Raw genomic sequence first — 25,740 nt, 5'->3', positions numbered from 1 at the left:
GTCATTCGATAGAAATACCTAATCGTTAACCATGCGCCGCGCCTCGGTCAGCAGCGCCTCCAGCACCGGGGTATGCGGTTCACGGTAAGGCGCGACCAGCCCCACGACATGGCTGGGCTCGTTGCCGTCCAGAGGGATGATGCGGATCGGTTTGCCATCGGCCAGAAAGGCGGCGATATCCTCGGGCAGGATGGTCAGCCAGTCGCCCGCCAGAATATGCGCCGCCAACACCACGGTCGAATTGGATTCGACCGTCGCCTGCGGCGCGATCCCCGCCACGCTGAGATTGCGGTTGATGATCCGCCGGTTCTGCATGTCCGAGGTCAGCAGGCACAGCCTGCGCCCCGACAGGTCATGCCACGCCACGCTGTCGCGCCCGGCCAGATCGTTGTCGGCGCGGCAGACCAGCATGAACCTTTCATCATAAAGCGGAACCGTGCTGACCTTCCCCAGCGGTTCGTTGTCCAGATAGGAGATCCCGGCATCGACCTCCAGATCGTCGATCATCTGCAGGATCTCGATCGAGGTGCGCGACAGGATGGTGAAGGACACATTGGGATGCAGCGCACCGAAACGGGCGCTGATCTTGGCCGCCCATGTCAGCGCCGTGGGAATGACCGCCATGCGCAGCCGCCCCGACAGCCCTTCGCGCGTGGCCCGCATCTCGTCGCGCAACTGCCGGGTGTCACCGACGATGCGTCGCGCCCATTCCAGCGCCCGCTGCCCCTCCGGCGTCAGCCCGCCATAGCGCGAGCCACGAAAGATCAGCAGCACGCCCAGCTGTTCCTCAAGCTGCTTGATGCCCGCCGAAAGCGTCGGCTGGGCGATGCCAAGACTGTTGGCCGCGCGCCCGAAATGGCCCTCTTTCGCGACGGCCAGAAACATTTCAAGCTTGTCCAGCACAGTATTTCCCTCCGGTCAGGCCGGTTGTTCCTCCATCTGGTCCTTGCGGCCCAGAAGCCTGCGCATCAGCACATAGAACAGCGGCGCGAACAGGATGCCGAAGGCGGTCGAGGCGATGGTGCCGCCCATCACCGTCGCACCAATGGCATTGCGGCCATTGGCCCCCGCCCCGCTGGACAGCACCAGCGGCAGCACCCCCAGCGAAAAGGCGATCGAGGTCATCACGATCGGACGGAAACGCTGGCGAGCGGCCTCGACCACGGCGGTGAACAGCGGCACCCCGGCCTGCGATTGTTCGCGGGCGAATTCCACGATCAGGATGGCGTTCTTGCCGGTCAGCCCGATCACCGTCAGCAGCCCGACCTGAAAGAACACGCCATTGTCGAACTGCCCCGCCCAAGCGCCGACCAGAGCGCCCAGAATACCGATGGGCATGACCAGAATGACCGCCAGCGGGATCGACCAGCTTTCATAAAGCGCCGCCAGACACAAAAACACCGCCGCCAGCGACAACGCATAAAGCAGCATGGTCTGGGCGCCGGATTCCTGTTCCTCCAGCGACAGCCCGGTCCATGCGATGGCAAAGCCGGGCGGCAGCTGGCCCGCCAGACGCTCCATCTCGGCCATGCCTTCGCCGCTGCTGACACCGGGCACCGGGTTGCCTTGTATCTGCATCGAGGGCACGCCGTTGTAACGCTTCATCCCCTGCGCGCCATAGCTCCAGTCGCCGGTCGCGAAATTCGAGAAGGGCACCAGCCCACCCGAGGCATTGCGCACCCGCCATTTCTCCAGATCGCTGGGGCCCGACCGCGAATCGGCCTCGCCCTGCACATAGACGCGCTTGATCCGGCCCCGGTCCACGAAGTCGTTCACATAGGAACCGGTCCAGGCGATCTGCAACATGGTCGCGACATCGGTCGCCGTGACCCCCATCGCGCCCGCCTTGCGCCAGTCGATGTCCAGATTGAACTGCGCCGCATCCTCCAGCCCCGAAGGCCGGGCCTGTTCGATCAGCGGGCTTTCCATCGCCATGCCCAGCAACTGGTCGCGTGCCTCGGTCAACTGCTCGTGGCTTTGCCCGCCGCGCGCCTGAAGATAGAAGTCGAAGCCCGAGACGTTGCCAAGCTCGATCACCGAGGGCGGCACGATGGGAAAGACCATCGCATCACGGATCTGCCCCAGCGCCGGGAAGGCCCGGCCGGCGATGGCCTGCACCGATTGCGACGGGTCGGGACGCTCGGCCCAGTCCTTCAGCCGCACGAAGGCCATGCCGGTATTCTGCCCCGAGCCGCCAAAGCTGAATCCGGCCACGGCAAAGACCGAATCGACCGAGTCGCTTTCCTCTTCCAGGAAATAGTCGCGGACCTGTTCGATCACCTGATTGGTGCGTTCGGTCGTGGCGCCGGTCGGACCCTGGATCAACACGAACATGATGCCCTGATCCTCGTCGGGCAAAAAGCCCTCGGGCGTGCGCAGAAACAGCGTCACCATCACCGCCCCCAGCAGCGCATAGATCAGCAGCATCCGCAGCGGACGGCGCACGATCCAGCCGACCGCGCCGGTATAACCCCGCGTGGTGCCGTCGAAACCCGCGTTGAACCAGCCAAGCGGACCGCGCCGGATGGCGTGATGCTTGGGCTTCAGCATCGAGGCGCAAAGCGCGGGCGTCAGCGTCAGCGCCACCACCACCGACAGCCCCATGGCCGAGACGATGGTGATCGCGAATTGCTGATAGATCACCCCGGTCGAGCCGCCGAAAAACGCCATCGGCACAAAGACCGCCGACAGCACCAGCGCGATGCCGATCAGCGCACCGGTGATCTGGCCCATGGATTTGCGCGTCGCCTCACGCGGTGACAGTCCGTCCTCTTCCATGATCCGTTCGACGTTTTCGACGACGACGATGGCGTCATCGACCAGCAACCCGATGGCCAGCACCATCGCCAGCATGGTCAGCGTGTTGATGGTGAAACCGAAGGCCGCCATGATCCCGAAGGTGCCCAGCAGCACGATCGGCACCGCCAGCGTCGGGATCAGCGTCGCCCGCCAGTTCTGCAGGAACAGGAACATCACGGCAAAGACCAGAACGATCGCCTCGATCAGCGTCTTGACCACCTCCTTGATCGAAATCTCGACAAAGGGGGTGGTGTCAAAGGGGATCACATAGGTCACGCCTTCGGGGAAGAACTGCGCGAATTCCTCCATCCGCTCCTTGACGCGGGTGGCGGTGTCCAGCGCGTTGGCGCCCGGCGCGACGCTGATCGCCATGCCCGACGCGGGCTGGCCGTTATAGGTCCCCTCGGCGAAATAGCTTTCCGAGCCGATCTCGACCCGCGCCACGTCCTGCAACAGCACCAGCCCGCCGCCCTCATCGGCGCGCAGCACGATCTGGCGGAAATCCTCGGGCGAGGACAGCAGCGATTGCGCGGTGACGGTGGCGTTCAGTTGCTGGCCATCAACGGCGGGCTGCGCCCCGAAGGCCCCGGCGGAAATCTGGGTGTTCTGCGCCGAGACCGCCGAGACCACATCGCCCGGCGTCAACTCGTATGCGGCCAGTTTCGACGGGTCCAGCCAGATCCGCATGGCGTATTTGGCGCCGAACACCTCGACGCTGCCGACGCCCTCGATCCGGCTGAGATCGTCCAGCAGGTTGGTGGTCATATAGTCCGACAGGTCGGTCTGGTCGTAATCCTCGTTCCCGATCAGGCCGACGACCATCAGGAAGCCCGCCGCCGATTTCTCGACGGTGACGCCCTGACGCTGCACGGCTTCGGGCAGCAGGGGCAGCGCCTGCGACAGCTTGTTCTGCACCTGCACCTGCGCGATGTCGGGATCGGTGCCGGTCGCGAAGGTCAGCGAGGTGCTGGACGAACCCGAGGCGCTGGTGCTGGACGAGATGTATCGCAACCCGTCCAGCCCGGTCATCTGCTGTTCGATGATCTGGGTGACCGTATTGGTCACGGTTTCCGCCGAGGCGCCGGGATATTCGGCCTGAACCGTCACCGTCGGCGGCGCGATCTGCGGATATTGTGCCACCGGCAGCGACTGGATCGCCAGCACCCCGATCCCCATGATGATGATCGAGATCACCCAGGCGAATACCGGACGGTCGATGAAGAAACGGGCCATGATCGATCGGTTCCTGATCCGTGACGTTGGGACTTGGCCGGGTGTCAGTCGGCGGCTGGGTCTGTGGCGGGGTCGGGCTGCCCGGTGGCGTCCTCTGCCGGGTCTTCCGCAGGGTTCTCGGCGGGCTGTTCTGCTGTGTCATCCGCGGCCCCGGCACCGGCGGCGTCCTGCCGGGCGGCGCGCTCTTCGGGGGCCACGGTCATGCCCGGCCCGATCCGCTGAACGCCCTCGACGATGATCCGGTCGCCATCGGCCAGCCCCTCGCTGACCACCCATTGATTGCCGTGATCCTGCTGGATATCCAGCAGCCGTTCCTCGACGATATTGTCATCGTTGACGACCAGCGCGACGGGGCGGCCACGACGGTCGCGGGTGACGCCTTCCTGCGGGGCCAGCACGGCGTTGCGGATATGCGCCTGCGGAATATCCGCCTGCACATACATCCCCGGCAGCAGGAAACCGTCGGGATTGTCGAAGGCCATGCGCAGGGTGACGACGCCGGTCATCTCATCCACATGCGGCTCGGCAGCGGTCAGCGATCCGGTATGTTCATAGATGCTGCCATCAGCCAGCCGCAGGGAAACGGTGCGGTCCATATCGGGCGGCAGCGCGGCCTCGGGTCCAAGGCGGCGCCAGCGCACGATATCGGCGGCGGACTGGGTCACATCCACATGGACAGGATCGATGCTGCGGATCACTGCCAGCGGATCGGCCTGACTGGCCGTCGCCAGCGCCCCCTGAGAGCTTTGCGCCAGACCGATGACCCCGGCGATGGGGGCGCGGACGGTCGTGCGGTCCAGATCGATCCGCGCCGACAGCAGCTGCGCCTCGGCGACCCTGACGGCGGCCTCGGCGGCGTCGCGGGCGGCGATGGCAGTATCCTGCGATTGTTCCGACGCCACACGACGGTCGCGCAAGGCGTCGATCCGCTCGGCATCGCGGCGGGCGGCATCGGCCTGCGCCTGCGCCTGCGTCAGCGTGGCCTCGGCCTGCGCCACGGCGGCCTCATAGCTGCGCGGATCAATCCGATAGAGCGGATCATCCTCGGCCACCTGCGAGCCTTCCTCGAACAGGCGCTGGACGATGATGCCATTCACCTGCGGGCGCAGTTCCGCCTGCGCCGAGGCAAGCACCCGCCCCGGAAGGCTGGTGGTCAGCGTCACGTCAGTCGCCCGCAATGTCACCACGGTGACCGGCGTCGGCGGCGCGTCCCCGCCGCCCGGTGCCTCTTGCGCCAGCAGGGCCGAGGGCGATGCCAGCGCGCAGATCGTTCCCGCAATCAAGAAAAGACGAGTCAGCATGGAAATGCCCTCGGATAGCAAGTCGTTGATATTCCTATGGCAGATGGACCTGTCCCGAACCGGCCCACCCGAATTCCGACCGACGCTAGACCGGGCGCGGAACAGACACAACCACCGCCTGCAAAGAAAGATTTGTCGGCAAAACCCTGCCGCCCGCCTGCGAGGGCGGATGGATGTAAAGCACAAGCCCGCTGGCCAGCACCCCAAGGGCGGCAAAGACCAGATCATGCAGCGGATTCCACATGCGATGTTTCCGGGTCAGCCCGGTCACCGCCAGATGCATCACCCAGCCGACCAGCGCCTGCCCGATGATCGCACCTGACACGCCCGCCAGGTGGCGCCTATGCTTGTGCCAAAGGCGAAAAATGCCCTCATCGGTTGATCGCGCCTTCGAACAGGGTGGCAAGCCTTGCTGCCTGCTGGTTGATGTCGTGGCGCTGCAACACGCGGGTGCGCGCTGCCTGGCCCATCTCGCGCAGACGCGGCGCTGGCGTGGCGGCGATGTCCTGCATGGCGCGGGCCAGCGCGGCGGCATCGCCCGCGGGCACCAGCCACCCGGTCTGGCCGGGCAGGATCAACTCGGGATTGCCCGCGATCCATGTTCCCAGCACGATGCGCCCGGCGGCCATCGCCTCCATAGCGACCATCGGCAGTCCCTCGGCAAAGCTGGGCAGGACCAACCCGTGGGCCGTATCGAGGATGGCGCGCACTCCGGCCTCGTCCTGCCAGCCGGTCAGGGTGACGTGATCGGCCACGTCGTGGTCGCGAATGGCTGCCTCGATCGCGGCGCGCATGGGGCCATCGCCGACCAGCGTCAGGTGCAGGTCCGCCCCCCCGGCACGAGCCATCGCCACCGCCTGCGGCAAAAGCAGCTGACCCTTCTGCTCGACGAAGCGGCCGATATTGACCAGATGCAGGGGCCCGTCGGGCATCGGGGCCGGCTCCGCGAACCGCAAAGGATCGATGCCGCAATGCACCACCTGCAATCGCGGCCAGTCCGCGCCATCCGCCCAACGCGACAACTGGCTGCGACCATGAGACGAAATCGCCACGGCAAAGCGACTGGCGGCAATCTTTTCGCCCAGAGCCAGCGCCTTAGGCTGGTCGAACTCTTCGGGGCCGTGGACGGTAAAGCTGAAGCCCGGCCCGCCAAGCACCCGCACCAGCATCGCGACGGCTGCGGGATTGGTGCCGAAATGCGCGTGGATATGGTCCAGAGCCAGCGCGTCGGCCCGGCGCGCGACATAAGCCGCCTCGGCCAGATAGATCAGGTGCTTCAGCCGCATCCCCGGCTGCCTGCCGCCAAGGCGCCACGCCAGACGCAGGGCCCGCGCCACAGCCGAAGGGCGGCGCAGGGTCAGATGCGCCAGATCGCGCAGCAGACGCAGACCGCCTGCCTTCAGCACCAGTTCGGTCTGATCGTATTCGGCCAGATCCCCGGCATCGACCAGCACCGAACGGTCGCTGCGCATGGCAAAGCGATGGATATGCAGGCCCTGACGCTCCAGCGCGTGGATTTCGCGCCGGATGAAGGTCACGCTCGGCTGCGGATAGGTGTTCAGAAGATAGCCGATCCGCATGATGCCCCTTTCACTTTCCGACATTCCGCGTGGCGACTGCCTGGACGGAAACCCATGATGCGCGTTCACGCCACACCGGACAGCGGATCATCACGCACGACCTGCCAGACGATGCGCTGCACGATGGCGGCGGCCTCATCCGACAGGGCATCGGCCGGCTGCCCATCGGCCAAGGCCAACCGATGCGGCAACCCTTCGGGGCTTTGCTGATACAGCACCGCGTAATGCGTCAGTGCGATGACATAGGTGCCCAGATCGCTGAGATGGATATTGTCCTGCGTCCCTTCCTCGTTGCGGGCAAACAGCTGTTCACGCCGGGTCAGGTCGGGTAGCGTACCCGCCTCGGCGGCGCGGGCGACGGCGGCCATAACCGGCCCGCCCGGAATGCGATAGATCGCCCCGGCCTCGGGGTCGTTCATGGCGCGGCGGATGATTTCATCGCGCCACAGGGTATCGGAATCGCTGTCGATCCGTTCCAGCCAGCCCGCCGGATCGTCCAGCGAATGCCATGTCTCATAGAGATACAGCCGCAGATCGGGCCGCGCCTGCCGGGCATGCCGCGCCCATTTCGCAAGGTAATGGCTGCTGGAATGCCATTTGATCGCGTCCTTCAACTCGACCATCTCGGTCAGTACCACGGCATCATACTGACCGCTGGCGATGGCCCCGGTCGCGTCGGCGAATTCGGGCTGGGTATGGACGCTCTCATAGCCCGGCAGACTGGTGCGTTCTTCCCAATGTGCGCGCAGCGTCGTGCCCCAGCCGATCTGCGCGCCATAGCGATGCCCCGCGACCAGTTGCTTCAGCATGGCGGGCATATGCGGCCCGACCAGACTGTGCCCCAGGTGATAGACATGCAGCGGACCCTCGGGCGGGGTCAGCGGCGGATGCGCATCGGTGAATTCGGCCAGCGACAGTTGCGCCAGCGGCGCGGGGCCACGGGCGGCGCGACGGCGGCGCCATAACAGCGCCCCTGCCCCCAGTCCCAGCAGCCCGGCGAAACCCGCACCAGACAAAACGGCCATCCTGCGATTCATCCAGACATTCCCCACTCGTTCACTTGCAGACCGAAACCGGCCTTAACCCTGCGCCCGCCCGGCCCGGAGGGCGCGGCGCTTCGACATCGCTTCGGCCCGCGCAACCGCCCGGTCCGGGGTCGCCGCCACCGGATCGGTCGGGGCCTGACCGGCGCCATTGGTCCCGGATGCGGCGTCCAGATGCCCGGCCAGCCCTTCCAGCGTCGGATACTGGAAGATATCGGTGATCGACAGCCGGATACCGCCAAGCGCCTGCCGGATTTCGCGATGGGCCTGCACCGCCAGCAACGAATGCCCCCCCAGTGCGAAGAAATTGTCCTTCGCGCCGATCTGGGCGCGGTTCAGGATCCGCGACCAGACGCCCGCGATGGTGGCCTGCACCCCGCCCGCCGGCGCGACATAGGTCTCGGGGCGCTGTTCCGCCCCGTCCGAGGGCGCGGGCAGCGCCTTGCGATCCACCTTGCGGTTCGGCGTCAACGGAAATTCCGCCAGCTTGACGATATGCGAGGGCACCATATGCGCAGGCAGCACCGTCGCCAGATGATCCTTCAGTGCCTCCTCCGCCAGCCAGCTGTCGCCGGTGACATAACCCACCAGCCGCATGTCGCCAGGCCGGTCCTCGCGCGCCATCACCACCGCCTGACGGACACCGGCAAAGCCCTCGGCCACGGCCTCGATCTCGCCCAGTTCGATCCGATAGCCGCGCATCTTCACCTGATGATCGGCGCGGCCAAGAAATTCCAGCCGCCCGTCAGAGCGCCAGCGGACCAGATCACCGGTTTGATACATCCGCCCCGGATGGAAGGGGTTGGGGCGGAAGCGTTCGCCGGTCAGATCCTCGCGCTGCCAATAGCCGCGCGCGACACCATCGCCGCCGATCCACAACTCTCCGGGCGCGCCAACGGGCATCGGACGCAACTGATCGTCCAGCACATAGACCTGCGTATTGGCGATGGGCGTGCCGATGCTGGCGATGGGCTCAAGCGCGTCTGCCGTGGCGGTGGTGGACCAGATCGTCGTCTCGGTCGGACCATACATGTTCTCGATCCGCGCCGCGGGGCTGGCCTTGTTCAGATCGGCCACCAGCGATCCCGACAGGGCCTCGCCGCCGATCATCAGATGCCGGACCTGCGACAGGGCCGCATACGCATCGTCATTCATCGCAATCATCCGCGCCATCGAGGGCGTGCATTGCAGATGCGTCACCCCATGACGCCGGATCTGCGCCGCAATCGAGAAATCATCCGGCGCGGGCGCGGTCCCGGCATTGGCGCGGGCCAGCAGCTCGGCCAGCGGGCGCAGCCCCTCCAGCACCTGTTCGCGCGCAATGCCATAGTCGATCAGCGCCGCCACCTCGGTCACGCCGATCTGTTTCAGCCGCTCGATCCGGGGCAGCATTTCCTCGACCGTGCCGAACAGGCCCGAATCCTCGAAATAGCGGTTGAAGGCGAATTCGAGGATGGCGTCGTTTTCCTCGTCCGACAGGGTGCCAAGGTCGATCTCCATCGGGTTGTTGACGCCCTGCGGCTTCTTGAAGGCCGGGAAGGCCCAGGCATATTGCTTGACCAGCGCCGTGGCGGCGGCCAGGTAATCCTTCATCGGCTGCCGGGCGACCTCGCGCGCCGTTTCCCGATCCGCCGCCAGATAGGAATGCAGCATCAGCGTGACGCGATATTTCGCCGGATCGCGACCGGAATCGCGCAACGCCTTGTGATAGATGCCGATCTTCTCGGCCACCTCGTCGATGGTCTGGCCCAGCAGGTGGGTCAGCACATGGGCGCCCATTTCCCCCGCCTCGCGCCAAGTGGCGGGGTTGCCCGCCGTCGTCACCCAGATATTGATCTCGTCCGAGACCGGGCGCGGCTGGGTCAGCACATCGACCATCTTGCCGCCGGCCATCGGGAAGGCCACCTTCTCGCCCCGCCACAAGCGGCGCAGAATGTCGATGGTTTTATACATCGCGGGCTTGTTCTCGGGGGGCGAGTTTTCCGGCTTCAGCACAAAATCCTCGGGATGCCAGCCCGAGGCGATGGCCAGCCCGGTGCGCCCATTGGTCAGGTTGTCGATCACCGCCCATTCCTCGGCGATGCGGATCGGGTGATGCAACGGCGCCACGCAGGACCCCGCCCGCACCTCCAGATTGCGCGTCACCGCCGCGACCGCCGCGCCTGTCACCGAGGGGTTGGGATAAGGGCCGCCAAAGGCGTGGAAATGGCGTTCCGGCGTCCAGACGGCGCAGAATCCGTGCTCGTCGGCGAATTTCGCGCCTTCCAGCAACAGATGGTATTTCTCGCGCCCGACGCCGTCATCATTGCCCCAATAGAACAGGCTGAAATCCATCGGCTTGTCGCTGACCGCCCCGCCGCCGGATACCAGCGCCCGTTCCTCGTCCCCCATCAGCACGATGCGGAAACCCCGCGCCAGCGTATAGAACAGTTCCAGCACCGAGATGTCAAAGGACAGAGAGGTCACCGCCAGCCACACCCCGGCCGGATCATGCTGGATGCGGTCGTCCATGCCGGTAAAGAAATTGGCGACGTTGCGATGTTCCAGCATCACGCCCTTGGGACGCCCGGTCGAACCCGAGGTATAGATCAGATAGGCCAGATCGGCAGGCGTCACGCCGCTGTCGGGATCGTCCCCGGGTGCGTCAGCCAGCCGCGTATCCTGATCCAGCACCAGCAGCTGCGCGCCATGTGCGGGCAGGCCCTGCGACAGCGCGCTTTCGGTGACGATGACCGGGCAGGCGCTGTCCTCGATATACAGCGCGATGCGGTCGGCGGGATAGGCCGGGTCCAGCGGCACATAGGCGCCGCCCGCCTTCATGATCGCCAGCGTGCCGATCAGCAGATGCTCGCTGCGGGTGGTGTGGATGCCGACCAGCGTGCCGGGTGCCACCCCCATCTGCCGCAGCACATGCGCGGCGCGATTGGCGCAGCGGTTCAGTTCGGCATAGCTCAGATGCCGGTCCTCGACCGTCAGCGCGATGGCATCGGGGGTCCGGGCCACCTGCGCCTCGAAAGCCTGATGCACGCAAAGATCGGGAAAATCGGTCTGCGTCCGGTTCCAGTCCTTGACGGTCAGGTCACGCTCGGCCTGCGGCATGGGCGGGATATCCCCGACCGGACCGCCCGCTGCCACCGCGGCTGCCAGATGCGCCAACCGCGCCGCCAGCAACCCGGCGGGCGCGGCATCGAGGCGCGAGGCATCGTAATGCAGCCGCCCGCTTTCCAGCGCCAGCGTGATCACGGTTCCGGCCAGCGGGGCGTCGCCTGCCGCCGCGATCCCGATCTGCGGCAGGCCGGGGCGCTGGATGGCGGGGTCGCGCAGCGGCAGGTCCAGCACGAAGGCCGGATATTGCCGGGCCCGGGCCAGCCGCGCCTGCATCGCCTCGCGCAGCGCGGCGGCTGGCGATGCGGGATCGACCTCGGCCCGTAACGGCACCCAATCGGACAGATAGCCCGCAGCAACAGGACCCGCCGGATCGTGCAAGGCCAGATCGACAACGGATTCGCCCGCCAGCGCAGTGGCCAGCAGACCCGCCGCCGCCAGCAGATCACCCGCCTGACCCGGCACCGACAGGGACTGCCAGTCGCCCTTGCCCTCGGCATGGTTCGCCAGCGGCAGGCTGGCGGCGGCAAATGTTTTCAGCGCCTTGCGCCAGTAACCCTCACCCGCGACGACTGCCGCGATCGCCTGCGTCAGCGCCTGCCTGTCGGGCGTCTCCAGCACCCGGTCCCGAAGCGCCGCCGGATCATATTCGCCGCCATCCAGAGGCTCGATCCCCGTCAACCGCAGCGCGCCATCGGCAAACAGCACCGTCGCGCCTTCCGCGCAGGCGTCCAGAACCGTGCCGGGGACACCATGACCATCGGCAGGCTGGGCGCCGCGCAGGGCAAAGACACGGCCATCGCATTGGAATTTTGGCAAGGCCAGCGGGTTGGCATAATCGCCGTGATCCAGCCCCCGGATCAGCCTCAGCGCGGCATCGCGCGACCCGGTCACGTCCAGCACCCCGGCATCATCGGGCCGGTCGGCGCGGGCGTGATAGCCACGCTGGGAAAGGTCCTGCGGCTTGCGGTCCAGCCCGGTCTCGACCTGCGCGATCACGGCGGCGAAACTGTCGATGGCGGCCTCGAAACAGCGGGTATTCAGGGTCAGCGTGGTCTCATCGGGGGACAGATCGAACAGGCGCTGTTCCAGAATGTCGCCCTCGTCCAAGCCGCCCTCGATCAGGTGCCAGGTGATGCCGTGGCTGCTGTCCCCTTGCAGGATCGCCCAGGCCGGGCTGTTCAGCCCCGCCCGGCGCGGCAGCGGACCATCATGGAAGTTGATCGCGCCCATCGCCGCCTGCTTCAGCAACGCATCGGGCACCAGCGACAGGTTCGCGACGCTGAACAGCCAGTCATAGGCCAGATCGCCCGGTTCGCGCAGGTCCGATTGCGCATGCACGGGAATGCCCTGCCCCTCGGCCCAGATCCGGATATCGGAATCGCGAGTCACGACGGCGCTGATGCGATGACCCCGGTCGCGCCATTGTCCGGCACATTGGATCAGCAGGGATTCGTTACCGATGAACAGGGCGGAAATGGTCATGTCGTCCTCGGGCTGACAGAGGGGGAGGCTATGGGCTGATGTCGGGTGTCGATGCCGCGCAACAGGGCGCGGAGATCATGGCGGATCAGATCGCGCAGGTGATGCGGCCCGCCGTTGCGGGGGGCATTGCCGATGGCGGCGCGCAAGCGGTTGACGGACAGTCCCGCCAGCACCGCCAATGTCGCAAGACAGGCGGTCAACACCCCGTAATTCTTGCGGAAATAACGCCAGCGGCTATCGAACCAATATGTCGGAGTCCGCCCCCAGCCCTTCATGCCGGTCGAGACCGAACCGATATGCGCGACCCGGCTTTGCGGGATATACAGCACCCGCCAGCCGCCGCGCGCGGCGCGCAGGCACAGATCGGTTTCCTCGAAATAAAGAAAATAGCCTTCGTCGAACAACCCGATCCGGTCCAGCATATCCTGCCGCATCATCAGGCTGGCCCCGGCGACCCAATCCATCGCGGCAGGCTGCGAAGGGATCACCTGCGGGACGACATGGCGCCGTAACAGCCGCGTGATCGGACCGGTCTGGGCGCCGCCCTCGAATTCCGAGGCGACGGACGGAAAGCGGAAGCAGGTCACATGCGGGTCGCCGTCCTCGCCGTGGATAAAGCTGCCCGCCATGCCCAGACCCGGATCGGCCTCAAGATAATCGCGCAGGATGCGGATCGCGTCGGAGGCGGGAAAGGCGTCCGAGTTCAGCAGATAGACGAAATCGGGCCGCCCGCCATCTGGCAGGCCCGCGCGGATACCGACATTGTTGCCCGCGCCGAAGCCGCCATTATGCCCCGACTGGATCACCCGCACCCGATCCCAGCCGCGCGCAGCCACTTCCGCCCGCAGCATTTCCTCGGAGCCGTCGCCGCTGTCGTTATCGACGATGGTAATCGCACCCTCGATCCCCTGCATGGCGGTCAGCGCCGCCTCGGCCGAGCGCAGGGTCATTTCCGGCGTGCGCCAGTTCAGGATGACCGTCAGAACCGTTGCCATAACTACTCCGCCGCCTGCGCCAAGGGGGTGCCGATCCCCGCCTCGGTCTCTGCGATGACCTCGCGCAGCCGCGCCGCCATCACCCGCACATTGGGTTCCAGCACCATACTGTCGTGATCCCCCGGCACCTCGATCACCTCCAGCGCGGGCGCGAAACGGGTCAGGTCATTGTCGGCAAAGACATATTCCTTGGCCGCGCTGACCCAGCGCCCGCCAGAAACCTGCCAGTGCCGGTCCAGAGGCGGCCGCACCAGCACCACCCGGCCGTCGCGTTTCAGCATATCGTAACCCGGCAGCGCGGCGCGGAATGCGGCCTCGATGGCGGTATTGTGGAACTGGCCCGCGGCCTCGGGCGCGGCATCGGCACGTTCGCGCTGCTGGCGCTTCCAATCGGCGCGCGCCTGCATCCATTCGCGCAGATAACCCGGCCCCTTGCGACGCAACTCGGCCAGCTTGATCAGCGCCTTATCCTGCCGCGTCAGCGCCGGGCGCATCGGCAGCGGCGTGTCCAGCAGCACGGTCAGCGCGACCTCCTCGCCCTCGGATTCCAGCTGCCGGGCCATTTCCCAAGCGATCAGCCCGCCACCCGAAAACCCGCCCAGAAGATAGGGTCCATGTGGTTGAACCTGCTTCAATTCTGCGATGTAATCTCTTGCGGTATCAGGGAAATTATCGTGCGGCTGATCTTCTCCGAACAGCCCGCGTGCCTGCAATCCATAGAAGGGACGGTCGCCGCCCAGCAGCTGCGCAAGATGGCGCAGGTTCAGCACATTTCCGAACATCCCCGCGACAAGGAAGAAGGGGCGGCGCGGTCCGCCCTCGCCCTGATGCATGGGCACCAGATGGGTGAAGCGGCGGGCGGGCGCTTTCGGCTTCGGGACCTCGGACAGATCACCATCCTGCGGGCCGATGCGGTCCTCGATCAGCGCGGCGCAGGCGGCGATGGTCGGCGCCTCGAACAGGATCGAGATCGGGAAGTCCACCGCCCAGGTCTTGCGGATCATCGCGAACAGCCGTACGGCGATCAGCGAATGGCCGCCCAGATCGAAGAAGCTGTCCTCGACGCCGACCTGCCCCACGCCCAGCAATTCCTGCCAGAACCCGACCAGCGTGCGCTCGACCCCGTTGCGGGGCTCGACATAGTCGCTGTCCAGTTGCGGGCGCTCGAAGCCCTGACGCTCTTCGATATTATCAACACCCTGCCCGGCCTGCTCGATCAGCGTCAGAAGCGGCATGGAACTGACCGCCACCTGCGGCCTGCCGGTGGCAAGCGCGCGCAGAAAGCCCTCGGCGCCTTCCTCGGGACGGATGCCCTGGGACAGGTTGTGCTGAAGCCGTTCCTCGGCCGGGGACAATTGGCGGTTTTCCGACTTCGAGTCGGGAAAAATCACGTCGCGCTGGACCGAGGAAGCGGCAAAATCAAGCGCACCATCAAGGCGATGAATGGTAAAGCCAGAAATTTCGATCAGCACGCGACCCTCGGGATCGGTCAGTGTCACATCGAAACGCGCCGAAGGATCATCGGCCCGGTTCTCGCCCGCATTGCGCACCCAACTACGGATTTCGGCGGTCAGCGGTGCATGGACCAAAACCGAGCCATAGCTGACCGGCACCCAGAGATGATCTGGCGCATAGCCCTCGATCAGCCCCATCGCCCAGCCCGTCGCCAGATCCATCAGCGCCGGGTGAATGGGCCAGCCCTGCGCAGGTTCCGCGCGAAATGTGTCGGGCAGCGCCAGTTCGGCCAGCCCTTCGCCCGCCCCATAGGCGCGACGGCGCAGGACCCGCCAGCGCGGTCCGAAATTCAGATGCTCCTCTTGCGGGCTGCGCAACCCGCGCGGGTCGCTTTCGATACTATCGCCGCAACGATCTGAAATCGCGTCAATATCAATCGCCGAAGATGCGGGAGCATCAAAACCGACCTGCCCCTGCGCGTTCAACTCGTATCCCTTGCGGCCGTCTGTGATCACATCGCTGCGGATCTGGACGCTGTAGCCTTCATCGTTGCGGCTCAGCGTCAGGCGCATTTCTCGCGGGGTATCGTCATCGACGGCCAGCGGACGGAAGAAATAGAGGTCGCGGATCTCGAACGGACCGCTTTCGCCATGCGCCCGCAGACCCTGTGCGATCAGATCCAGATAGCCGGTGCCGGGGATCAGCGCCTGCCCGTCCTTCGTGCGGTGGCCATCCAGAATCCAGCGCCGTGTCGTCAGGCCGGTGGTAAAGACGCGGTTGCCCTCGGCATCGAATGTCGCCTTGTCCAGCATGGGGGCATCGACATCGGTGACGGGCGCGGGTTCGGGTCGGGCGAAGGCTTCGGCGGCCATACCGACCTCGGCCCAGATGCCCCAGTTCACCGCCGTCACCTGCGTTTTCCCACCCGCGCGCGATCTGGCCCATGCGTTCAGGAATTCATTGGCGGCGACGTAATCCACCTGCCCGGCGGGCGCGATCGCGGTCGAGGTCGAGCTGAACACCACCATCCGCCCGACCGAGCCGTCGGGGAAAACCTCGCCCAGAACTTCGGTGCCGTGGACCTTGGCGGCAAAGACGTTTTCGACGCTGGCAAGGGTCTTGGTCAGGATCGGCGCATCATCGACCACGCCCGCCGCATGGATCACCATGTCGATGCGGCCAAAGCGGCTGACGGCCCGATCGCGGGCGGCGGCCATGTCCTGAAGGTTGCAGACATCGGCGGTCAGGCACAGAACCTCGGCCCCCGCCGCCTCCAGCCGCTGCACACCGCGGATGCGGGCGGCGGTCACATCATTCGGCGCGGCATTGCGCAGCAGCGTGTCCCATTGTGCCCGGTCAGGCAGCGGGCGGCGGCCGATCAGCACCAGTTTCGCGCCCAGATCGCGGGCCAGGCGCTCGCCAACGGTCAGCCCGATTCCACCGAAACCGCCGGTCAGCAGGCAGACCGCACCTTGCGGCAGCGCCCCCGACGCATCGCTCAGCGGCAATTTCCGCCAGCCCAGCTGATAGCGGCGATCCCCGCGCAAAGCGGCGGAAAGGTTGGCTGGTTCGGCCAGCATTTCCTCGATCACGCGATCGGCCAGCGCCTGCCATGCCGCGTCATTGCGGCGGCCTTCGGGCAGGGTCACATCCAGCGCCGAACAGCTCACGCCCGGCAATTCGCGCGGCATCACCCGCAGCGGCCCGACGGCCGTCGCCTTGTCGGGATAGGGCAGCGCCTCATCCCGCACCTGCACCGCGCCGTTTGAGACCGCCAGCAGATGGATCGGACGCGGCAGGTTCTCCTCGGCCATGGCCTGCGCAAGGAACATCAGGCTATAGAAGCCCTGTTCCTGATTACGGTGAAAAAAGCTGGAACCGGGGCGGAAGGTCTCGCCCGCCGTGATCAGCCAGAAATGCGCGATCCGCTGCGGCGCCAGACCGGTGGCGACAAGGTCGTGGATCAGCCGGTCGTAATCCTCGCGCCCCCGCTCGGGCGAGATCGTGAAACTGTCCGCAGAAGTCTGCGCATAAAGATCGCCCGCCCGGACCTCGATCACGCGATGGCCCGCACCCCGCAGCCGGGTGATGGTGCGCGCGGCCAGCCCGGCCTCGTCGGCAAAGACCAGCCATGTGCGCGGCTCGGCCCGGTCCAATTCATCGGCCTCGACATCGGTATCGGCGGCGCGGGGGCGCCAATGCGGCTGCCAGCCCCAGTTCTCGACGCCCTCGACCCGCTCGATCAGCTCTTCCTCGGGCTGTGCAGTGGCGCGGCCCGGCTGGATGAAATAGCTGCCGCGCTGGAAGGGATAGGTCGGCAGCGGCACGCGGTTGCGCCGTGCCTCGCCCCAGATCGGGGTCCAGTCCACATCGACGCCAAGCGACCACAGCCGCCCCAGCGTGGCGATGAACCATTCGTCGTCGGGCACCCCGTGGTCGGGATGGCGCAGCGATGACAGCACCTGATTGCCCGGCACCCCGTTCGCCTGCGCCAGAGAGGCCAGCGCCCGGCCCGGCCCGACCTCCAGATAGACCCGGCATTTGTGCTGGGCAAGATGGGCGATGCCATCCGCGAACAGCACCGAATTGCGCAGATGGGTGACCCAGTAATCGGGGCTGGTCGCCTGATCCGCCGTCAGCGGCTGGCCGGTGCGGTTCGAGATCACCGGCAGGCGCGGCGGCGACAGCGTGATCCCGCGCAGATAGTCGCCGAAACGGGTCAGGATCGGCTCCAGCATGCGGCTGTGGGCGGCGATGTCGATCTGGATGCGCTGCGCCTCGATCTCATCCGCCGCCAGCCGCGCCTCCAGCGCGTCCAGCGCCGCCTGCGGGCCGGATACGACACAAAGGTCCGGCGCATTGACCGAGGCCATGTCCAGATCATCGGCCCAATAGGCCTGCAACGCATCCGCCGACAGCGGCACCGACAGCATTCCCCCCGGCGCGATGGTGTCGAACAACTGCCCGCGCAGATGCACCAACCCGATGCAATCCTCGAAGGACATGACGCCCGCGACGCAGGCGGCGGCGTTCTCGCCCATCGAATGCCCGATCAGCGCGGCAGGCTGCACCCCCCAGCTGATCCACAACTGCGCCAGCGCATATTCGGTAATCATGATCAGCGGCAGTTGCACCGAGGGGCGCTTCAACCGTTCGACGGCATCGGGTTCCGCGCCGGGTTCGGGCAGCCACAGCGCACGCAGGTCGTAATCCAGTTGGGGCGCCAGATGGTCCAGCCCCTTGTCCATCCATTCGCGAAAAACCGGCTCGGTCTCATAAAGATCGCGTGCCATGCCCGCATATTGCGCGCCGCCACCGGGGAACATGAAGACCAGTTCCGGGCGCTCGGGCAAGGCCTGATGGGTGAAGATGCTGAATCGGTCGCCCGCCTCCAGTTTCGCGGCGGCGTCCTCGTGGCTGGTCGCCACCAGCACCCGGCGATGTTCAAAGGCGCGGCGGCCCTGTTTCAGCGTCCAGGCCACATCGGCCAGATCCTGTTCGGGATGGGCGCGCAGATGGGCCGCCAGGTTGCGGCTGGCATCATCCAGCGCCGGTTTGTTACGCGCCGACAGGACCAGAATCTGGAACGGCCAGTCGCTGATCCCCGACGCGGCGCGCTTGGGCGCTTCCTCGACCACGGCATGGGCATTGGTGCCGCCGACGCCCAGGCTGTTGACCCCGCCCCGGCGCGGCGCCCCCTTCAGGCGGGGAAAATCGCTCAGCCGGTCGGTCACCCGGAAGGGCGAGCCGTCGAAATCAATCGCGGGGTTCGGCGCCTCATATCCCAATGAGGGCGGGATCTGGCCGTGATGCAGCGCAAGGCTGACCTTGATCAGGCTGGCCACGCCCGCCGCCGTATCGGTATGGCCGATATTGGTCTTGACGCTGCCGATGCCGCAAAAGCCGCTGTCTTGCGTCGTCTCCTGGAAGGCCTGCGTCAGCGCGGCGACCTCGATCGGGTCGCCCAGATAGGTGCCGGTGCCGTGACATTCGACATAACCGATGGTGTCGGCAGAGACACCCGCGACGCCATGCGCCTCGGCCACGGCGCGGGCCTGCCCCTCGACGGAAGGAGCCAGATAACCCGCCTTGGCCGCGCCGTCATTGTTGACCGCCGTGCCGCGCACCACCGCCCAGATGTGATCGCCGTCGGCAATCGCATCCTCCAGCCGTCGCAGCACCACGCAGCCCGCGCCCGAGCCGAAAACCGTGCCCTGCGCGCGATGGTCGAAAGCGTGGCAATGGCCGTCGGGCGACAGGATCTCGCCCTCCTCGAACAGATAGCCCCGGCCGTGCGGCAGCTCCAACGTCACGCCACCGGCAAGGGCCATGTCGCATTCGCCGTTCAGCAGCGACTGGCTGGCCTGATGCACCGCCACCAGCGAGGTCGAACACGCGGTCTGGATCGAGAGGCTGGGGCCTTTCAGATCAAAAATATGGCTGACGCGGGTGGACAGGAAATCCTTGTCATTGCCGGTATGGCGCAACAGGAACATCCCGGTATTCCGCACCAGATCCGGGTTCGAGCAGATGTTGAAATAGAAATAGCTGCCCATCCCGCAGCCGGCGAAAACGCCAATGGGACCGCCGAAATTTTCCGGCATATGCCCGGCATTTTCCAACGCCTCCCATGCACATTCCAGAAACTGGCGGTGCTGGGGGTCCATGATCGCGGCCTCTTTCAGCGAGAGACCGAAGAACTCGGGGTCGAACCGCTCGAACCCGTCGAGGACCGAGGCGGCGGGCACGAAATTCGGCTGGCGCATCCGGGCGGGGCTTTCGCCATTGGCCAGCAGTTCCTCGACCGTCAGATGCCGGATCGATTCGATGCCATCGCGCAGATTGGTCCAGAATGTCGCCACATCCGGCGCGCCGGGCAGATGCGCCGCCATGCCGGTGATCGCAATGGCGTTTTCGGGCAGGGTTCCCTCGAAATCATCACGCGCCATTAACCAATATCCCCCGAAAACACATCGCGTAATGCCGCGACGCCGAATCGTTGCCGCGCTGCGTCAATATCTGGGACGAGGGCGAAAAATCCACCCATTGAATCGGGCGAAACTTCCTTGATTTTCGGCAGATTTCGGCAATCCGCCCTACACATGACAATCACCGCGTACCCAAACAACCGCAGACATAACGAGTAAAACGCATTCCGCCCCAATGAAAGCTGACACTTTGGACAGGTCGCCCCCGAGTCCCACCGCGATCATAACGATTAACCGCCCTCAAGAGAAGCTGAACCGTCAGGTCTGTTTACGCTTCCCGGGCGGTGCTGCCCGCTTGCAGCTTCCCGCCCATGCGCGGCCTGCGGCTTGAACAGGCGGGAAAACCCGGCAGAATGACCGCCATAGGAAACATCAAGAGATTTGAATCATGGCCCCGATCATTATGGCAGTTCTCATGGCGGTTATTGGCGGACCGGGAATGGCGTGGGTATTCACCAATGCGACAAACAGGCGCGGGTATGAAAAGCGCAAGCAGAAGTTTCTGGCCGGTGAAGGCCCCGATCCCGACAAATCCCCGATCGGCCCGCATAAAAGCTTTGGTCAGAACGCGGTCATCTTCGGCCTGATGTTCGCCGTGCTTGGTGCGGTTCTGGGGATGATGGCCCCGGCCTGACGGGGCGGTTCCGCCGCAGTCCCACCGGCAAGTTCAGCGAAACAGCACCAGTGAGCCGGGCGACCATGCCAGTCTGGTACGGGTGCCGACCTCTTGCACGTCGCGGCCAAAGACGTTGCGCATCGAGATCCTGACCGGCTGCGCCTTGCCATTCATCGCGGCCGCGCCATCCAGCCGCAGATCGTAATAGGTCATGTCACCGTAATAGACGACCTCGTCGATGATGGCCCGGCTTTCGCGCGGCTGGGTATGGTTTTGGCCCGGCCCCACCAGGGTCATGGTTTCGGGACGAAAACCGATCATCGGGCCGGTGTCCTCGGGATCGGCCCGGCTGATCTGATGCGCGGGCAACTCGACCACGCCCAGCCCCGGCACCTCGACCGTGGTCACGCCGTCCTTCTCGCCCAGGATATGTGCGGGCAGAAAGTTCATCACCCCGATGAAATCCGCCACCCGCCGCGTGACCGGCCGGGCATAGAGCGCCTCGGGCCCGTCAAGCTGGGCGATCTGGCCGTCGAACATCACCGCGATCCGATCGGACATGACCAGCGCCTCTTCCTGATCGTGGGTGACAAGGACGAAGGTGATGCCGACCTGCCGTTGCAGCTTGATCAGCTCGACCTGCATCTGTTCGCGCATCTTGCGGTCCAGCGCCGACAAGGGTTCGTCCAGCAGCAGCACCTTGGGCTTCAGGATCAGCGCCCGGGCCAGCGCCACCCGCTGCCGCTGACCGCCCGACAGGGCATGAGCGGCGCGGTTGCCGAAACCCTTCAGCCCGACCATCGCCAGCGCCTCATCGACCAGCGCCGATTTCTCGGCCCGCGAACGCGGATCGCGGCGCAGCCCGAAGGCCACGTTCTGCGCCACCGTCAGATGCGGAAAGATCGCATAGGACTGGAACACCATATTGGTCGGGCGGCGGTTGGCGGGCACGTCCTCCATGTCCTGTCCGTCGATCAGCACCACGCCCGAGGAAATATCCTCGAACCCCGCGATGGTGCGCAGCAGCGTGGTCTTGCCGCAGCCCGACGGCCCCAGCAGGGAAAAGAACTCTCCGGCGCGGATGGTCAGGTCGATGCCGCGCAGCGCGTGATATTCGCCGTAATGCTTTTGCACGTCGCGGCATTCGATCATTGGCTTGGCGGTTTCGGTCACAGAAGGCCCCCCGAAGGATTGGCGCCCATCCGGGCATTGCCGCGACGGCGCAGATGTTCACCGATCGCCAGCAGCACGATCGACAGCGCGACCAGCATCGTGCCAAGCGCCATGATCATCGGGATCTGCTTGGGGAAACGAAGCTGGCTGAAGATATAGGTGGGCAGCGTCGGCTGATTGCCCGCAAGGAAGAAGGCGATGATGAATTCGTCCAGACTGATGGTGAAGGAAATCAGCAGCGAGCTGACGATCCCCGGCATCACCAGCGGCAGGGTGACCAGCCGGAAAGCGCCCCATTTCGATTCGCCCAGATCATAGGCGGCCTCTTCCAGCGAGCGGTCCAGACTGGAAAAGGCAGTGGACAGCACCGCGATGCCGTAAGGCATGCAGATCAGCGTATGGCCGACGATCACCGTCAGGATCGACAGTTCCACCCCCGCGCCCAGCAGCACGACCAGCAGCGACATGGCGATGATGATTTCCGGCAGAACCATCGGCAGCATGATAAAGCCCATGATGCCACCCTTGCCCGGAAAGGCGAAACGGGTCGAGGCGCGGGCGGCGAAGATCGCGAAACAGGTCGCCAGGACCGAGGCCGAGAACGCAATCGTCAGCGAATTGGTCAGCGCCCGGCGCAGCGTCGTATTGGCCCACATCTGCGCGAACCAGTCGGTGGTGAAGCCCTGCAACGGAAAGGCGATGATGGTACCGGAATTGAAGGCGAACAGCGGCAACAGGATGATCGGCGCATAAAGAAACAGCAGATAGATCAGCGCATAGCCCTGCAACGCGCGCCCGTTCCGCCGGCTCATGTCCGCACCTTCAGGAAACGGCGGTTCAACAGCAGGAAGATCGCCGAAACCACCGCCACCGCCAGCATCGCGCTGACCGACATGGCCGATCCCAGCGGGCGGTTGTCCAGCCCCAGCATCTGCACCTGAATGAAGTTGGCCACCATCGGAATGCGCCCTCCGCCCACCAGTTCCGGGGTGACGTAATCGCCGACCGTCGGGATGAACACGATCAGCGCCGCCGCGATCACGCCGGGCATGGCCAGCGGCAGCGTCACCCGCCAGAAGGTCATCAGCCGCGATTCACCCAGGTCCCGCCCGGCCTCCAGCAGCGAGCGGTCGATCCGCTCCAGCGCCACGAAGATCGGCAGGATCGCGAAGGGCGCATAGGCATGGGCCAGCGTCGCCACGATGGCGCCCACCGTGCGCAGCATGATCAGCGGCTGATCGGTGATGCCCGTGCCCAGCAGCACCGAATTGACCACGCCGTTCTGCTCCAGAATCACCTTCCACAGGAACACCCGGATCAGATAGCTGGTCCAGAACGGGATGGTGATCAGAAACAGCCACAGCGCCTTGCGCTCGGGCTTGACGACAAAGCTGACGTAATAGGCGATGGGAAAGGCCAGAACCACCGTCACCACCGTCACCAGCCCCGACACCCACAGCGACCGCTGCATGATGGCGCGAAAGATCGGATCGGCCCAGATCTGGCGATAGTTCTCCAGCGTAAAGCCCGTGGCCAGATCACCATAGCCGACCTTGAAGAAAAAGAACGAATAGATCAGCAGCGTCAGCAGCGGCGCCGCCAGCACCAGCAGCGTGTACAGAAACGGCGGCGCGATCAGGGCATAGCCCTGCCTTGCCTGCGCATCCACCCTGCCCTTTGCCATTGCCCCACCGCCCTTGTCGCCTTCTCAATTCCTTCCACATGATCGCGACAAAAAAAAGGGCTTTCTGTCCCGGCCAATGGTCGTGAATTCAGCGCCACCAGCGCCCGGTCAGCACCAGCCGCGCCAATGAGGCACGGCGAATAAATGGCGTGATCTCAGGCGTTTCCGTGAAAGGGTCGATATGGCCCGCGGCGATCTCGGACAACAGGCGCGGCACGCGTGGGCCGGGATAGAGGCTGGCCGTTGCGCGTTTGGGCAGCAGGCTGCGCCCCCTTGCGGCACGGCGCAGCGCCTCGCGCGCCAGTTCCGCCAGCCGCAGCACATCGGCCTGCTGCGCCCCGGCCAGCCCCAGCCGCAGGGGTTGCAATTTCGGCAAGGCCCGCAGCCACGCCGCCAGCCCCGCCCCCAGCGCATGATCGGCCACGACCCGGCGCGCGCCCGCAGGCGCCCCCAGCCGCTGCGCCGCCTGCCACATCAGCGCGCCCGCCGTGGCATCGACATAGGCCACCACGGCCTCGACCCCGTTCAGCGGCTGGCGTTCGCAATCGCGCCGCCGCGCTTCGGCCAGCGCGACCAGATCGCCCGCCTGTTGCCCCCATTCGGACCACAACGGGGTCAGCACGTCATGCAGCGGCGGCTCGGTCCCGCGCCCCATTTCCGTCAGCCGGTCGATCCACCATTGCAGCCGCATCTCGGCCAGCATCGGTTCCGCCGACTGAAACGGCGCCCGCGCCAGCTCCAGATTCAGCGCATAAAGCGTCACCAGCGCCGGTCGATCCGCCGCATTCGCCACCAGCACGGCGCCAAAGCGATCCGGGTCCTTTTCGCGCAGCAGCTCGGTGCAGGCCTCGATGGTCACGACCCCAACGCCCGCGCCAGTTCCGCCAGTCGGGCGGCATCGAAGCCCGGCGCCAGCGACCATTCCGCACCGGCGGGCGTATCCTTGACCTCGACCCCGGCACCGGCAAATCCATCGCGGATCGCATCGGCGCGGGCAAAGTCACGCACCTTGCGGGCATCCGAACGCGCCGCCAGCAACCCTTCGATCAGCGCCGCCGTATCATCGCCCGCCTCTGCCCACGCCCCCATATCGGGCAGCAGCAGCCCCAGCATCCGCGCCGAGGCCAGCAGCCCCGCCGCATCACCACGGCCCGCCAGATCGTGCAACACCGCCATCGCACCCGCAGTGTTCAGGTCATCGGCAAGCGCCGTCATCAGCGCGGGTGCCGGGCTTGCGGCGGGCTCGATGCCCGCCGCAAGCCCGCGCCACCGCCGAAGTACCGCTTCGGCCTCCTGCGCCTTCGCTTCGGTCCAGTCCATCGGCTTGCGGTAATGGGTGGACAGCATGACGAAGCGGATCACCTCGCCCGGCACGCCCCCACCTTCTTCCATTGGGCGATCCAGCAGATCGCGCACGGTAAAGAAATTGCCCAAGGACTTGGACATCTTCTTCCCCTCGACCTGCAGCATCTCGTTATGCAGCCAGACCCGGGCGAAATCCGCCTGCGGATGGGCGCAGCAGCTTTGCGCAATCTCGTTTTCATGATGCGGGAATTGCAGGTCGATGCCGCCGCCATGGATGTCGAATGACGGCCCCAGCAGCGCCTCGGACATGGCCGAGCATTCGATATGCCAGCCCGGACGTCCCCGCCCCCAGGGGCTGTCCCAACCGGGCAGATCGCCGGTCGAGGGCTTCCACAGCACGAAATCCATCGGCTCACGCTTGAAGGGCGCCACTTCGACCCGCGCGCCCGCGATCATGTCATCCACCGAACGCCCCGACAGACTGCCGTAATCGGGGAATGAGCGCACGTCGAACAGCACATGCCCCTCGGCGGCATAGGCATGGTTCGATTCGATCAGCCGCTCGATCATGGCGACCATCTGCGTGATGTAATCCGTCGCGCGGGGCTCGTGATCGGGGCGCTGCGCCCCCAGCGCGTCCATGTCGTCGTGATACCAGCCAATCGTTTCCTCGGTGATCTCACGGATCGAGCGGCCTGTCTCGGCCGCCCGCGCGTTGATCTTGTCATCGACATCGGTGAAATTGCGCACATAGGTCACGTGGTCGCGACCGTAAACATGATGCAGCAGCCGGACCAGCACGTCAAAGACCAGCACGGGGCGCGCATTGCCCAGATGGGCGCGGTCATAGACGGTCGGCCCGCACAGATACAGCCGAACATTGCCTGCATCCAGAGGCTGAAAAACCTCTTTTTTCCTTGTACGGGTATTCGTTAGCCGGATCTCGACCATGATATGCCTCTGCGTGAAAGTCACGTC

General features: G+C 65.7%; 15 protein-coding genes. 1 reads left to right on the top strand and 14 read right to left on the bottom strand.

Features of this window, described 5'->3' with window-relative positions:
* Positions 1–18 precede the first annotated feature (18 nt).
* The 9 genes from JHW40_RS10685 to JHW40_RS10645 form a co-directional block, all read right to left on the bottom strand.
* A complete protein-coding gene (locus tag JHW40_RS10685; RefSeq protein WP_090610071.1) occupies positions 19–903 on the bottom strand; it encodes a LysR family transcriptional regulator in 885 nt (294 codons plus the stop codon).
* 15 nt (positions 904–918) lie between these two features.
* Complete coding sequence (locus JHW40_RS10680; protein ID WP_090610072.1) at positions 919–4,032, bottom strand: efflux RND transporter permease subunit; 3,114 nt, start codon at positions 4,030–4,032, stop codon at positions 919–921.
* 44 nt (positions 4,033–4,076) lie between these two features.
* Positions 4,077–5,333: an efflux RND transporter periplasmic adaptor subunit gene (locus JHW40_RS10675; RefSeq protein ID WP_090610073.1), complete on the bottom strand. Its 1,257-nt coding sequence runs from the start codon at positions 5,331–5,333 to the stop codon at positions 4,077–4,079.
* Between the two features lie 85 nt (positions 5,334–5,418).
* A complete protein-coding gene (locus tag JHW40_RS10670; protein WP_090610074.1) occupies positions 5,419–5,658 on the bottom strand; it encodes a hypothetical protein in 240 nt (79 codons plus the stop codon).
* A 46-nt stretch (positions 5,659–5,704) separates the two neighbouring features.
* The gene (locus JHW40_RS10665) at positions 5,705–6,913 is read right to left on the bottom strand and encodes a glycosyltransferase family 4 protein (protein ID WP_090610075.1); all 1,209 of its coding nucleotides are present in this window, start codon (positions 6,911–6,913) and stop codon (positions 5,705–5,707) included.
* Positions 6,914–6,978: 65 nt separating this feature from the next.
* Positions 6,979–7,938, bottom strand: a complete 960-nt coding sequence (locus tag JHW40_RS10660) for a hypothetical protein (protein ID WP_244519063.1) — start codon at positions 7,936–7,938, stop codon at positions 6,979–6,981.
* Positions 7,939–7,992: 54 nt separating this feature from the next.
* Positions 7,993–12,546, bottom strand: coding sequence for a MupA/Atu3671 family FMN-dependent luciferase-like monooxygenase (locus JHW40_RS10655; protein WP_090610076.1), 4,554 nt, complete (start codon positions 12,544–12,546; stop codon positions 7,993–7,995).
* On the bottom strand, positions 12,543–13,541 hold the full coding sequence (locus tag JHW40_RS10650) for a glycosyltransferase family 2 protein (RefSeq protein ID WP_090610077.1): 999 nt from the start codon (positions 13,539–13,541) through the stop codon (positions 12,543–12,545). The genes JHW40_RS10655 and JHW40_RS10650 overlap by 4 nt, the downstream gene beginning before the upstream one ends.
* A 2-nt stretch (positions 13,542–13,543) precedes the next feature.
* Positions 13,544–19,945: a type I polyketide synthase gene (locus JHW40_RS10645; protein ID WP_090610078.1), complete on the bottom strand. Its 6,402-nt coding sequence runs from the start codon at positions 19,943–19,945 to the stop codon at positions 13,544–13,546.
* A 478-nt stretch (positions 19,946–20,423) separates the two neighbouring features.
* On the opposite strand from JHW40_RS10645, the gene JHW40_RS10640 reads away from it, so the two are divergent.
* On the top strand, positions 20,424–20,618 hold the full coding sequence (locus JHW40_RS10640; protein ID WP_090610079.1) for a hypothetical protein: 195 nt from the start codon (positions 20,424–20,426) through the stop codon (positions 20,616–20,618).
* A 33-nt stretch (positions 20,619–20,651) separates the two neighbouring features.
* On the opposite strand, the gene JHW40_RS10635 is transcribed toward JHW40_RS10640, so the two are convergent.
* From JHW40_RS10635 to cysS, 5 genes are all read right to left on the bottom strand, one after another.
* Positions 20,652–21,773, bottom strand: a complete 1,122-nt coding sequence (locus JHW40_RS10635; protein WP_244519064.1) for an ABC transporter ATP-binding protein — start codon at positions 21,771–21,773, stop codon at positions 20,652–20,654.
* A complete protein-coding gene (locus tag JHW40_RS10630; protein WP_090610080.1) occupies positions 21,770–22,585 on the bottom strand; it encodes an ABC transporter permease in 816 nt (271 codons plus the stop codon). The genes JHW40_RS10635 and JHW40_RS10630 overlap by 4 nt, the downstream gene beginning before the upstream one ends.
* The gene (locus tag JHW40_RS10625) at positions 22,582–23,457 is read right to left on the bottom strand and encodes an ABC transporter permease (RefSeq protein ID WP_090610081.1); all 876 of its coding nucleotides are present in this window, start codon (positions 23,455–23,457) and stop codon (positions 22,582–22,584) included. Before JHW40_RS10625 ends, JHW40_RS10630 begins: the two co-directional genes overlap by 4 nt.
* An 88-nt stretch (positions 23,458–23,545) precedes the next feature.
* Positions 23,546–24,316: a squalene/phytoene synthase family protein gene (locus JHW40_RS10620; protein WP_170851685.1), complete on the bottom strand. Its 771-nt coding sequence runs from the start codon at positions 24,314–24,316 to the stop codon at positions 23,546–23,548.
* Positions 24,313–25,713 carry a cysteine--tRNA ligase gene (cysS, locus tag JHW40_RS10615; RefSeq protein ID WP_090610083.1) on the bottom strand — a complete coding sequence of 467 codons (1,401 nt, stop codon included), beginning with the start codon at positions 25,711–25,713 and terminating at the stop codon, positions 24,313–24,315. Before cysS ends, JHW40_RS10620 begins: the two co-directional genes overlap by 4 nt.
* Positions 25,714–25,740 lie beyond the last annotated feature (27 nt).

The sequence above is a fragment of the Paracoccus alcaliphilus genome (assembly GCF_028553725.1).
GTDB lineage: Bacteria > Pseudomonadota > Alphaproteobacteria > Rhodobacterales > Rhodobacteraceae > Paracoccus > Paracoccus alcaliphilus.
Note: the sequence above shows the minus strand (reverse complement) of the source record. Positions and strands in the feature narration are given on the sequence as shown.